This is a genomic window from Kluyvera genomosp. 3 (assembly GCF_011765685.1).
Classification (GTDB): domain Bacteria; phylum Pseudomonadota; class Gammaproteobacteria; order Enterobacterales; family Enterobacteriaceae; genus Kluyvera; species Kluyvera georgiana_A.
Map to the genome: position 1 here is coordinate 3,417,870 of NZ_CP050321.1, position 11,712 is coordinate 3,429,581.

The following is an 11,712-nucleotide window of genomic DNA, read 5'->3' on the forward strand; positions in this document are numbered from 1 at the left end:
GGTAAAGTAACATTTCATAAAACACAAACGACCGGGACAGGGCCCGGCCTGAGTACCAGATTGCCATATAGCTTACGCAAAAAAAGCGTCACATACCATGAAAGCCGCACTAGCCACCGATTTTCAGGCAAAATCCAGGGTGTGCCTGTTGCTCGATCCACGCGATCATTTTTCCGGCAATATCGATACCGGTCGTGGTTTCCACCCCTTCCAGCCCCGGCGAGGCGTTCACTTCCATCACCAGCGGTCCGCGCGCTGCGCGCAGGATATCCACTCCCGCCACGTCGAGGCCCAGGGTTTGAGCCGCCTTAATAGCAATCTCGCGCTCGGCGTGAGTAATGTCGGCCACCGTAGCGACACCGCCGCGATGCAGGTTGGAGCGAAAATCGCCCTCCTTCGCCCGGCGCTCAATCGCCGCCACTACCTGATTGCCCACCACCAGGCAGCGAATATCGCGCCCTTTGGCCTCTTTGATGTATTCCTGCACCAGGATATGCGCGTTCAGCCCGCGAAAGGCGTCAATCACGCTCTCCGCCGCCTGTCGCGTTTCGGCCAGCACCACGCCGATTCCCTGCGTCCCTTCCACCAGCTTGACCACCAGGGGCGCGCCGCCGACCATGTCGATAAGATCGCTGGTATCGTCCGGCGAATGGGCAATACCGGTCACCGGAAGGTCGATGCCCTGGCGCGCCAGCAGCTGGAGCGAACGCAGCTTATCGCGGGCGCGGGTAATCGCTACCGATTCGTTGAGCGGGTAGCTGCCCAACATTTCAAACTGACGCAGCGCCGCCATGCCGTAGTAAGTGATAGCCGAGCCGATACGCGGGATCACCGCGTCATAATGCGGCAGCTGGCGCCCTTTATAATGAATGGACGACGCCGACGGATTGATATTCATGTAGCACGAAAGCGGGTCGAGGATCTCGACGATGTGGCCACGGCGAAGGGCAGCCTCGCGCAGACGTTTGCACGAGTAGAGCGTTCCATCCCGGGATAAAATGGCGATTTTCACCCTTTACCTCTCCAAAAAGACCGTAAAAAAAGCCGACGTAGCATACCGCTTTGCCCTGGCCGAATGTATGCGCCCTGACAAAGATTCAGCCCGATAGCGTTGCGCTTATCGGGCCTCCGGGTAACGCATGCTTTAGCGTGTCGCCCAGCCCTGCTTGTGGAGATAGTCCAGAATAAACGGTCGACTTTCTTTCACCAACGTACGGCGAATATGGTCGCTCCAGGTATCGCGGCGCGCGTTGGTGCTGCGCGACAGATAATACTGCGCCAGCTGTTCGTCGTACTGCGCCAGCACTTCGCGATCCATCGGTTGGTAGTGGTTTTCATGCACCAACAGCGTGGCAGGTAGACGCGGCTTGAGATCCGGATGGCTTGCCGGCCAGCCCAGGCACAGACCAAACAGCGGCAGCACGTGCTTTGGCAGCGCCAGCAGCTCGGTCACGGTTTCGATGTTATTACGCAACCCGCCGATATACACGCCTCCCAGACCCAGCGATTCCGCCGCGGTCAGCGCGTTTTGCGCCATCAGCGCGGTATCCACCACGCCCAACAGCAGTTGTTCCGCCAGGCCCAGCTGCGCATCAGGAAAAATCTGTAGATGACGGTTAAAATCGGCGCAGAATACCCAGAATTCTGCCGCCTGCGCCACGTGCTGCTGCCCGCCGGTCAGGCCGACCAGCTGCTCGCGCATCGCCTTATCGGTAATGCGAATAATCGATGTACACTGCAAAAAGCTCGAGCTGGACGTTGCCTGGGCGCTGGCGATAATCGCCTGACGCTGATCGTCGCGAATCGGTTCGTCGGTGAATTGACGAATGGAGCGATGGTTAAGCAATACCTCAATGGTCGGTGTCATCTTTGTTTTCCTTTTTTCGCGACTGGCCAGGATTCATCAGCTGCGGCGCTACGGCGCGGGCTATGCCGAGAAATAGCACGCCAGCGGCAGGCAGCATCAGCGCAATTCCCACGAAGATCATCACCACCGCCGCCAGCGGGCTGGCGAACGGCGCGGGCAGCGTGACGTACTGATTCAGCGACAGCCATGCCACCGCCAGCACAATCATGCCGATGGTCTCCAGAATTAAAACGCTTTTCGGTAGTGCTCCCAGCGAACGCATGCCTCTCCTCCTGTGAACCTGTCGCGTATTTTGATAGCCAATTCAGCTCGAGTATAACGGTAAGCGGGGGAAAAATAATTAGCCAAACATAGCCTTGATGAATCAGAACAACAGGCAGAACCTTCTTTCCCCCGCGCGTCCGGCGCGGCATGATAAGCGCCATTCGCCGACAGGCACATTGATTATTCCGCTCGTTTGAGGAGAGACACTATGTTTACCGTAATTTTTGGTCGTCCGGGCTGCCCTTATTGCGTTCGTGCAAAAGAGCTGGCGGAGAAACTGACTCAGGAGCGCGACGATTTTAACTACCGTTACGTGGATATTCACGCAGAAGGCATCAGCAAAGCCGATCTGGAAAAAACGGTGGGTAAACCGGTTGAAACCGTGCCGCAGATTTTTGTCGATCAGAAACACATCGGCGGCTGCACCGATTTTGAAGCGTGGGCGAAAGAGAACCTGGGCCTGTTTGCCTGATTCGCTTAACGAGACGTGACACGACGCCCGCCCTATAGCGGGCGTTTGTTTTCCCGGCGTTTGTCGTGCAGCAACGAACTGACGAACAGATAGCACAGCGCGCCGAGTGCACACCAGAAGATAGCGCTGAACAACCACGCCAGTTCCTGCCAGAAAGAACCGTGATTCTCGAGAAACAGTCGCGTCAGCAGCAGGCACAGCGGTGCGGCAAGAATCGCCCCCACCAGCGGCAACATCACCCGACGACGCGGAGAGATAAAGCTGGACACGGCGCCTGGAATAATAAAAAACAGCAGGCCGAGTTCAGGATTTCCGGATGCGCGAAATGCGCCCTTGACGTGCAGGACGAGTGAAAAAAAGACCACTATAAAAAGTAAAAAGCAGCATATTATACCGACCCAACCGCGTTCAGTTTTCACACGCATCTCCTGAAAAATTCTCTATCAAACCCCATTCATCACCCTTACGGGCGCCCAGTCAGATAAAGTTTTTGGCTTTCCCTGCCAAAACACTTCGGTGCTAAAAGCGATTGTTGCTAGCCGTAGCTTTCAGGAACGATTAAACTACTGACCGCTATTTTCTGGTTATTTTTTGGGTACAGGATAGCATTAAGCCAACCATCGCCCTTGGTCAACAGTAGACCAAATAACCCTTTCTTTCAACACGTTACTGGTAAACAATAAGTTAGATTCCGTGAATATAAACGTCGCAGATTTGTTAAACGGGAATTACATCCTGTTATTATTCGTGGTATTAGCGCTGGGGCTTTGTCTTGGCAAATTACGTCTGGGCTCCATCCAACTTGGTAATTCCATTGGCGTTTTAGTCGTCTCCCTCTTATTAGGACAGCAGCACTTTAGTATTAACACCGACGCGCTGAATTTAGGCTTTATGCTGTTTATTTTCTGCGTTGGTGTTGAAGCCGGACCCAACTTTTTTTCTATTTTCTTCCGCGACGGTAAAAATTATCTCATGCTGGGGTTAGTGATGGTCGGCAGCGCGCTGCTGATTGCGCTGGGCCTCGGTAAACTCTTCGGCTGGGATATCGGTCTGACCGCCGGTTTGCTTGCCGGTTCCATGACGTCTACGCCGGTTCTGGTGGGTGCGGGAGATACCCTGCGCCACTCCGGCATGGAGAGCGCTCTGCTGGCGCAGGCGCAAGATCATCTGAGTCTTGGTTATGCCCTGACCTACCTGATTGGTCTGGTGAGCCTGATCGTCGCCGCCCGCTATATGCCGAAGTTCCAGCATCAGGATCTGCAAACCAGCGCCCAGCAGATCGCCCGCGAGCGCGGTCTGGACACCGACACCAATCGTAAAGTCTATCTGCCGGTGATCCGCGCCTACCGCGTGGGGCCAGAGCTGGTTGCATGGGCCGACGGCAAAAATCTGCGTGAACTGGGCATCTATCGCCAGACCGGCTGCTATATCGAACGTATCCGCCGCAACGGCATTCTGGCGAACCCGGACGGCGACGCTGTCCTGCAAATGGGTGATGAGATTTCGCTGGTTGGCTACCCGGATGCCCATGCGCGTCTGGACCCGAGCTTCCGTAACGGTAAAGAGGTGTTCGACCGCGATCTGCTGGACATGCGCATCGTTACCGAAGAGATCGTGGTGAAAAATCACAATGTTGTGGGTCGCCGTCTGGCGCAGCTAAAGCTGACCGACCACGGCTGCTTCCTCAACCGCGTCATCCGTAGCCAGATTGAAATGCCGATCGACGATAACATCGTCCTCAACAAAGGTGATGTGCTACAGGTGAGCGGCGACGCGCGCCGCGTGAAAACCGTCGCCGATCGTATCGGCTTCGTCTCCATCCACAGCCAGGTGACCGACCTGCTGGCCTTCTGCGCCTTCTTTATCATCGGCCTGATGATTGGCATGATCACCTTCCAGTTCAGCAACTTTAGTTTCGGCGTCGGCAACGCTGCCGGATTGCTGTTTGCGGGCATCATGCTTGGCTTCCTGCGTGCTAACCACCCCACCTTCGGCTATATCCCGCAGGGCGCGCTGAACATGGTGAAAGAGTTTGGTCTGATGGTGTTTATGGCGGGCGTCGGCTTAAGCGCTGGCGGCGGCATTGGCAACAGCCTCGGCGTGGTTGGCGGCCAGATGCTGGTTGCGGGACTGTTTGTCAGCCTGGTTCCGGTGGTTATCTGCTTCCTGTTCGGTGCTTACGTCCTGCGCATGAACCGCGCGCTGCTGTTCGGCGCCATTATGGGAGCGCGTACCTGTGCGCCAGCAATGGAAATCATCAGCGACACCGCGCGTAGCAATATTCCGGCGCTGGGTTATGCGGGCACATATGCGATCGCAAACGTGCTGTTAACCCTCGCCGGTACGCTCATTATCATCATCTGGCCAGGACTAGGCGGCTAGCCCTGACAGGGGGAAAACAAAGAAAAGAAAATTTTTTTGCGCAACGCAGAACTTTTCCTCAGGGTGCGAGTCTTAATTAGTGCCACTGCTTTTCTTTGATGTCCCCATTTTGTGGAGCCCATCAACCCCGCCATCTTTGGTTCAAGGTTGATGGGTTTTTTGTTGCCTGAAATCCAGTTAAACCAAACAAAATCAATACATTAAACTCGCTTCGCTTGCATCCCCTCCCCCCTATCCCATACTGATAGAACACGCACCGAACCATGAGGTGACCTATGTTATTAGCAGGCAAAGTCGCGATTATCTTCGGCGGCAGCGGTGCTATTGGCGGCGCGGTAGCGCATGCCATGGCCCGCGAGGGCGCGCTGGTGCATCTCGCGGCGCGCCATCAGGATAAGCTCGACGCGGTGGCCGAAAGCGTGCGCGCGCAAGGGGGCACTGTCAGCACCTTTACCGTTGATGTACTCGATGAACAGGCAACGCAGCGGCGCGTCGCGCAGCTGGCCGATCAGTCTCACGGCATCGACGTGGTGGTGAACGCGACCGGCTTTATGCATGAGCAGGGAAAACATCTGGAGCGGCTGTCCCTTGCCGAGTTCAGGCAGGGAATCGATCCGTTTCTGGCAGCCCAGTTTATTATCGCCAAATCGGCTGCCCCCTATCTGGGTGGACGCCGCCAGGGGGTGATGCTGACCGTCGTCGCCCCGGCAGCCGCGATGGCAATCCCAGGACATCTGGGACATATCGTTGGCTGTGCGGCAACGGAGGCGTTTATTAAAGCGCTGGCAAGCGAACTGGGCCCACGCAACATCCGCGTGCTCGGCGTACGTTCACACGCGATTATTGGGGCCGTAGAAGCGGGCTCCTATACCGGCGAGATCTTTCGCCAGAAGGCGCAGGCAATGGAACTCACCGTCGACGAATGGCTGGGCGGCGCGGCGCAAGGCACCCTGCTTAAACAATTGCCTACGCTCGAGCAGGTCGCCGGAGTGATAACATTTTTGGCCGCTGACGCAGCCGGAGCCATGACCGCGACCATCGTCAACGTGACCCCTGGCGCGACGCTAAGCTAGCGCAGCTTCTCTCCAGCAATGCGCCCTACCATGCTGCGAATATCCTCGCGCGTCAGCGGCTGGCGATCGGTGACAAAATGCAGCGTCATGCCTTCGATAAAGGCGTCCAGCGCGCGGGCGGTCGTCGGGTCGAACCACTGCGCCAGCGTCTGCTGGCTGCGCTTCATCCAGTTCTGCATAATCGCTTTCATCGACGGCGTACTGCTCGCCAGCGCGTACAGCTGATACATCAGCGTCATGTTCTTCGGTGTTGTCACCTGGCTGCTGAAGATGATTTCAGCAACGGCATCACAGGCTTCCGTGGTGTTGGTCACATCGGCAAAGAACGCCGTATACTCTTCTGACATCCGATCGGTAAAGGTGCGAAACGCCTCGCCCAGCAGCGCTTCAATGCCGTCGAAATAATAGGTCATCGACCCCAACGGCACATCAGCGCAGGTGGCGATTTTACGGTGCGTGACCGCATTAATGCCGTGCGTGGCGATCGTTTCCAGCGTAGCGTCAACGATGCGCTCCCGGCGCTGCGGGTCATTCGGTCGGCGAGCCATAATTCTCCTCATGCAGATTATGTACAAATGTACACAGTCTTGTTAGTGTTGTCTGCACACTTTCCGACCCGACGCGAATGGATGACAACGTTAACTTCCCGTAAAGCCCTGCAACTGCGGATGTGGGCGCTCTTTATGTTCTTCTTTTTACCCGGTTTATTGATGGCCTCCTGGGCTACGCGTACGCCTGCGATCCGCGATATTTTATCGGTTTCTACTGCTGAAATGGGCATCGTGCTGTTTGGCCTGTCGATTGGTTCGATGAGCGGCATCCTTTGTTCGGCTTTTTTAGTGAAACGATTCGGGACCCGCGCGGTGATTCGCACCACTATGTCGTGCGCCATCTTTGGCATGATGATCCTCAGCCTGGCACTGCACTTTGGCTCGGCGTGGATCTTCGCTATCGGCCTGGCCATCTTTGGCGCCAGCTTTGGCTCAGCGGAAGTGGCGATTAACGTTGAAGGCGCAGCGGTCGAGCGCGAAATGAAAAAAACCGTACTGCCAATGATGCACGGCTTTTACAGCTTCGGCACGCTGGTTGGCGCCGGCATCGGCATGGCGGTCACTGCCTTTGGTCTTCCTGCGATGTGGCATATTTTGCTGGCGGCGCTGGTGGGTATTGCCCCCATCGCCATTGCCATTAAGGCCATTCCCGACGGCACCGGCAAAAACGCCGCGGAAGATGCGCAGCACCAGGAAAAAGGCGTGCCCTTCTGGCGTGATATGCAGCTGATGCTGATTGGCGTGGTGGTGCTGGCGATGGCGTTCGCCGAAGGCTCAGCCAACGACTGGCTACCGCTGCTGATGGTAGACGGTCATGGTTTTAGTCCCACCTCCGGCTCGCTCATTTACGCCGGCTTCACGCTGGGTATGACCGTCGGGCGCTTTACCGGCGGCTGGTTTATCGACCGCTACAGCCGCGTCAGCGTGGTGCGCGCCAGCGCGTTGATGGGGGCGCTCGGTATTGCGCTGATTATTTTTGTCGACAGCGCCTGGGTGGCCGGCGTGTCGGTTATTCTATGGGGACTGGGCGCGTCGCTTGGCTTCCCGCTCACGATTTCCGCCGCCAGCGATACCGGCCCGGATGCGCCAACTCGCGTCAGCGTTGTCGCCACCACTGGCTATCTGGCGTTTCTGGTCGGGCCGCCGCTGCTCGGCTTCCTCGGCGAACATTACGGTCTGCGTAGCGCGATGCTGGCCGTCCTGGCGCTGGTTCTGATTGCCGCTCTGGTGGCGAAAGCGGTGGCGAAACCCGAGCCCCGCGTTGTAATGGAGAGTCATTGATGAGCGTTAAACTGATCGCTGTCGACATGGATGGCACATTTTTAAACGACAAGAAAACCTATAACCGCGAACGCTTCCGTCAACAGTATGCGCGGATGAAAGAACAGCAGATTCGCTTTGTGGTCGCCAGCGGCAACCAGTACTACCAACTGGCGTCGTTCTTCCCGGAAATTGTCGATGAAATTGGCTTCGTTGCCGAGAACGGCGGCTGGGTCCGCGACGCCGGAGAGGACGTTTTCAACTGTTCAATGCCGCGCGACCATTTCCAGCAGATTGTGGCGTTCCTGCAAACGCGCCCGGAAATTGAGATTATCGCCTGCGGTAAACAGAGCGCCTACACGCTGAAGCACTATGACCCGCGCTTCCACGACATTGCGGTGCACTATTATCACCGTCTGGAGCTGGTGGAAAATTTCGATAATCTCGACGACACCATTCTCAAATTCGCCCTGAATATTCCGGACGATAAAGTGCCGCAAATGCAGACACTGCTTGATGACAAGCTTGGTCATATGCTCACCGCCGTCACCACCGGTCACGGCAGTATCGACCTGATCATCCCCGGCGTGCACAAGGCACACGGCTTGAGTCTACTGCAGGCGCGCTGGGGCATCCGTAACGAGGAAGTGGTGGCGTTTGGCGACAGCGGCAACGATATTGAGATGCTGAAGCAGGCTGGCTACGGTTTTGCGATGGCCAATGCGTCTGAAGCGGTGAAAGCGGTCGCGAATTATCGTGCGGCGCACAATAACGAAGAAGGCGTGCTGGAGATTATTGATAAGGTGCTCAACGGCGAAGCGCCGTTTGCCTGATTAAGATCCGGCTCGGTTATCGGGCCTACTGGTCGATTATCGATCGTAGGCCCGATAAGCTGCGTAGCGTTATTGCGGCTGTAAGCCGCTGCCGACCGTTTTGTCCCGCAGGAACATCACCATCAGCCCCAGCCACAGCAAACCACCGGCCAGGTTGAACAGGCTGAATAAGCCAATTCCCCCCAACAGGTACATGTGTTTACTCAGCTCAATGCCGACGGTAAAGATCAGCATTTGCAGCATGCCCATCGCCGCGGAGACCGTACCTTTGCTCATCTCGCTGGCAAACAGCGTCAAACGCACCAGCCCGGCGTTCGCCAGACCAATACCGAAGGCGTAGAAGCTTAATCCGGCGGTCATCCACAAATAGGCATGAGACGACACCACCGTCGCCGCAGCGGCCAGAATAAGGCCAAACATAATGGGATATCCCCCCGCGACGATCAGCGCGCGCACCGTGCGGCGCGAGGTCAGACGTGCCAGCACAAGGTTCCCGAGGATCAGCGCGCCGAAAATCGGCACCTGCAGCAGGCCGTATTCATAGCTGCTCGCGCCCTCACCGCTAATAATAATCACCGGCGACTGCGCGATCCACGCCAGCAGCGGCAGGCTGACAAAACCCGTCGCCAGCGCGCCCGCCACGAAGCGGCCATTTTTCAGCACTTCGCGATAATCTCGCCCCAGCTCTTTTAACGACAGCTTCTCGCCAATGCGCGTCGCCGTCTCCGGCATCTCCTTATGCAGCCCGATATAAGCCAGGGCTGCCAGCACCGCGAAGAGCACAAACATGCTCTCCCAACGGGCGACGTGGATCCACGCGGCCCCCACCAGTGGCCCCAGTAATGGCGCAATCAATGCGACGTTGGCCATCAAGGCGGTTATCTTGATACAGGTCGCCTCATCGTAAGACTCCTGAATCGCCGCATAACCCACCGCGCCAATAAAGCACAGACTCACACCCTGTAAAAAACGCAGGAAAGTGAACTGCTCAATATTTTGCACCAGCAGAGTCGCCAGACAGGTGACGATAAACCAGACCACGCCAGTGAGCATGACCGGACGGCGGCCAATGCGGTCCGATAGCGGCCCCAGCAGCCATTGCAGGAACATACCGCCGGCAAGGTAGGCGGTCATCGAGGTCGGCACCCATTCATCGCCAGCGTTGAATTCCTTCACCACTGCGAGCATGCCGGGCTGGATCATATCGTTGCCGATATAGGTAGAAAACTCATAGAGCACGAGGCAAAGCGGGAACAGAATCGCCTTGCGCCCTAAGCGTTTCCGGGAAGAAGATAAAGTGTCCATATGACTCGTATGCATTCTAAAAACGCGCAAGTTTAATCAATGCACGCTAGTGGTGATAGTCAATTATCACGCAGCTTAACAATTTCGCACAAATTGATGTTGTTAAGCGTTGTTAAGATTGGCTTAAGGTAGTTGGCACTATACTCTACGCCATGCGACAGGCTGCCTTAAATTGAGTATAGCGAATCAGACAATGCCGCTTTACCCGCCAGAAACGGCTTTTTAAGGTAGCTGTCATATAAACGTCATCTATTAAGCCGGAACGCTATGCTGGAAAACCTGAACCATTCGCTGTTTTTGCTCATCAATGCCACCCCTGCCTCGGCGGCGTGGGAAATTTCATTGGCGACATTCATCGCGCAGGATCTGATCCTGATCGTCCCTCTGCTGGCCGCCGCCATGTGGTTATGGGGTGAACGTAAGCAGGTGCATGCTCAGCGTCATCTGGTGATTAAAGTCGCGCTGGCGATTGCCGTTAGCCTTACGCTGTCGTGGACGATTGGTCAGCTATTCCCGCACGAGCGTCCGTTTGTCGAAAACGTCGGCCATACGTTCCTGCACCACGCACCGGATAACTCCTTCCCGAGCGACCACGGCACGGTGATATTCACCTTCGCGCTGGCGTTCCTGTTCTGGCACCGCCTGTGGTCCGGGCTGGTGCTGATGGTCGTGGGGATGGCGATTGCCTGGTCCCGCGTCTATCTTGGCGTACACTGGCCGATGGATATGCTCGGCGGTTTCCTCAGCGGCCTCGTAGGTTGCATGGTCGCGCAAATGCTGTGGCACTCCATTGGCGCATTGGTTTACCCGCGCCTTCAGCAGCTGCACCGCATTATCTTCTCTGTTCCGATTCGTAAAGGCTGGGTGCGTGACTAGCACTTCGCTCGCAGGTAAAATAACGCGCTGAGCCCCGGCGACCTGCCGGGGCATGTCCACCAGAGGCACTATGGAAACACGACGCGACGAGCGAATTGGCCAACTGATTCAGGCACTGAAACGTAGCGATAAGCTGCATCTTAAAGAAGCGGCGGCGCTGCTTGGCGTTTCTGAAATGACGATTCGTCGCGATCTCAACAGCGAAAGCGGGCCGGTCGTGCTGCTGGGCGGCTACGTGGTGCTGGAACCGCGCAGCGTGCCGCACTATTTACTGAGCGACCAAAAAACCCGCCTGGTGGAAGAAAAAAAGCTGGCGGCACGCCATGCCGCAAAGCTGCTCAAGCCGCACCAGATGGCGTTTTTCGACTGCGGCACCACCACTCCGTGGATTATCGATGCCATTGATAACGATCTGCCTTTTACCGCCGTCTGCTACTCCCTCAACACTTTCCTCGCGCTACAGGATAAGCCCAACTGTCGGCCTATTCTTTGCGGCGGCGAGTTCCACGCCAGCAACGCTATTTTCAAACCGCTGAGCGAGCAGGATACGTTGTCGCACCTGTGCCCGGACATCGCCTTCTATTCCGCGGCGGGTATCGACATCGAGATGGGCGCAACCTGTTTTAATCTGGAAGAGCTGCCGGTGAAGCATTGGGCAATGCGCCAGGCGCGCTATCATGTGCTGGTAGCGGATCACAGCAAGTTTGGCAAAGTGCGCCCCGCCCGCATGGGCGATCTGACGCGCTTTGATGTGATTGCCAGCGACACCAGTCCGGATGAAGAACTGGTGGCACTGGCGAAACAGCAGCAAATCTCGCTGCTGTATTAA

The 11,712-nt window shown here is 56.5% G+C and carries 13 protein-coding genes; 7 read left to right on the forward strand and 6 right to left on the reverse strand.

Features of this window, described 5'->3' with window-relative positions:
* Window positions 1-109: 109 nt before the first annotated feature.
* The 3 genes from rimK to GY169_RS16070 form a co-directional block, all read right to left on the reverse strand.
* The gene (gene rimK, locus GY169_RS16060) at window positions 110-1,012 is read right to left on the reverse strand and encodes a 30S ribosomal protein S6--L-glutamate ligase (RefSeq protein WP_163446981.1); all 903 of its coding nucleotides are present in this window, start codon (window positions 1,010-1,012) and stop codon (window positions 110-112) included.
* A gap of 132 nt (window positions 1,013-1,144) precedes the next feature.
* Window positions 1,145-1,867, reverse strand: coding sequence for an oxygen-insensitive NADPH nitroreductase (nfsA, locus tag GY169_RS16065; RefSeq protein WP_167576320.1), 723 nt, complete (start codon window positions 1,865-1,867; stop codon window positions 1,145-1,147).
* Window positions 1,851-2,129 (reverse strand): DUF1418 family protein, encoded by a 279-nt coding sequence (locus GY169_RS16070; RefSeq protein ID WP_065355635.1) that lies wholly within the window; start codon window positions 2,127-2,129, stop codon window positions 1,851-1,853. The genes nfsA and GY169_RS16070 overlap by 17 nt, the downstream gene beginning before the upstream one ends.
* A gap of 210 nt (window positions 2,130-2,339) precedes the next feature.
* Here GY169_RS16070 and GY169_RS16075 point away from each other — a divergent pair, with 210 nt between their 5' ends.
* The gene (locus tag GY169_RS16075) at window positions 2,340-2,603 is read left to right on the forward strand and encodes a GrxA family glutaredoxin (protein ID WP_064548642.1); all 264 of its coding nucleotides are present in this window, start codon (window positions 2,340-2,342) and stop codon (window positions 2,601-2,603) included.
* 32 nt (window positions 2,604-2,635) lie between these two features.
* On the opposite strand, the gene GY169_RS16080 is transcribed toward GY169_RS16075, so the two are convergent.
* Window positions 2,636-3,022, reverse strand: coding sequence for an inner membrane protein YbjM (locus GY169_RS16080; protein ID WP_163446985.1), 387 nt, complete (start codon window positions 3,020-3,022; stop codon window positions 2,636-2,638).
* Between the two features lie 274 nt (window positions 3,023-3,296).
* Between GY169_RS16080 and GY169_RS16085 the strand changes: the two genes are divergently transcribed.
* Both GY169_RS16085 and GY169_RS16090 read left to right on the forward strand, forming a co-directional pair.
* Window positions 3,297-4,985, forward strand: coding sequence for an aspartate:alanine antiporter (locus tag GY169_RS16085; protein ID WP_163446987.1), 1,689 nt, complete (start codon window positions 3,297-3,299; stop codon window positions 4,983-4,985).
* Between the two features lie 275 nt (window positions 4,986-5,260).
* Complete coding sequence (locus GY169_RS16090) at window positions 5,261-6,058, forward strand: SDR family NAD(P)-dependent oxidoreductase (protein WP_167576321.1); 798 nt, start codon at window positions 5,261-5,263, stop codon at window positions 6,056-6,058.
* On the opposite strand, the gene GY169_RS16095 is transcribed toward GY169_RS16090, so the two are convergent.
* The gene (locus GY169_RS16095; RefSeq protein ID WP_163446991.1) at window positions 6,055-6,606 is read right to left on the reverse strand and encodes a TetR/AcrR family transcriptional regulator; all 552 of its coding nucleotides are present in this window, start codon (window positions 6,604-6,606) and stop codon (window positions 6,055-6,057) included. The two genes, GY169_RS16090 and GY169_RS16095, sit on opposite strands and share 4 nt — an antisense overlap.
* A gap of 81 nt (window positions 6,607-6,687) precedes the next feature.
* Here GY169_RS16095 and GY169_RS16100 point away from each other — a divergent pair, with 81 nt between their 5' ends.
* On the forward strand, window positions 6,688-7,890 hold the full coding sequence (locus tag GY169_RS16100) for an MFS transporter (protein ID WP_163446993.1): 1,203 nt from the start codon (window positions 6,688-6,690) through the stop codon (window positions 7,888-7,890).
* Window positions 7,890-8,702, forward strand: coding sequence for a Cof-type HAD-IIB family hydrolase (locus GY169_RS16105; RefSeq protein ID WP_167576322.1), 813 nt, complete (start codon window positions 7,890-7,892; stop codon window positions 8,700-8,702). Before GY169_RS16100 ends, GY169_RS16105 begins: the two co-directional genes overlap by 1 nt.
* Window positions 8,703-8,771: 69 nt before the next feature.
* Here GY169_RS16105 and GY169_RS16110 read toward each other — a convergent pair whose 3' ends face one another.
* Entirely contained in the window at window positions 8,772-10,007 is a 1,236-nt protein-coding gene (locus GY169_RS16110; RefSeq protein WP_167576323.1) for an MFS transporter, read from the reverse strand.
* A gap of 267 nt (window positions 10,008-10,274) precedes the next feature.
* Between GY169_RS16110 and ybjG the strand changes: the two genes are divergently transcribed.
* Complete coding sequence (gene ybjG / locus GY169_RS16115) at window positions 10,275-10,883, forward strand: undecaprenyl-diphosphate phosphatase (protein WP_064548552.1); 609 nt, start codon at window positions 10,275-10,277, stop codon at window positions 10,881-10,883.
* A gap of 70 nt (window positions 10,884-10,953) precedes the next feature.
* A complete protein-coding gene (gene deoR / locus GY169_RS16120; RefSeq protein ID WP_065355616.1) occupies window positions 10,954-11,712 on the forward strand; it encodes a DNA-binding transcriptional repressor DeoR in 759 nt (252 codons plus the stop codon).

Bases quoted from the DNA above. Each gene is read 5' to 3' on its own strand.
- nfsA (WP_167576320.1), bottom strand. From the start codon at position 1,867: ATGACACCGACCATTGAGGTATTGCTTAACCATCGCTCCATTCGTCAA.
- GY169_RS16070 (WP_065355635.1), bottom strand. From the start codon at position 2,129: ATGCGTTCGCTGGGAGCACTACCGAAAAGCGTTTTAATTCTGGAGACC.
- GY169_RS16075 (WP_064548642.1), top strand. From the start codon at position 2,340: ATGTTTACCGTAATTTTTGGTCGTCCGGGCTGCCCTTATTGCGTTCGT.
- GY169_RS16090 (WP_167576321.1), top strand. From the start codon at position 5,261: ATGTTATTAGCAGGCAAAGTCGCGATTATCTTCGGCGGCAGCGGTGCT.
- GY169_RS16095 (WP_163446991.1), bottom strand. From the start codon at position 6,606: ATGGCTCGCCGACCGAATGACCCGCAGCGCCGGGAGCGCATCGTTGAC.
- GY169_RS16100 (WP_163446993.1), top strand. From the start codon at position 6,688: ATGACAACGTTAACTTCCCGTAAAGCCCTGCAACTGCGGATGTGGGCG.
- GY169_RS16105 (WP_167576322.1), top strand. From the start codon at position 7,890: ATGAGCGTTAAACTGATCGCTGTCGACATGGATGGCACATTTTTAAAC.
- GY169_RS16110 (WP_167576323.1), bottom strand. From the start codon at position 10,007: ATGGACACTTTATCTTCTTCCCGGAAACGCTTAGGGCGCAAGGCGATT.
- ybjG (WP_064548552.1), top strand. From the start codon at position 10,275: ATGCTGGAAAACCTGAACCATTCGCTGTTTTTGCTCATCAATGCCACC.
- deoR (WP_065355616.1), top strand. From the start codon at position 10,954: ATGGAAACACGACGCGACGAGCGAATTGGCCAACTGATTCAGGCACTG.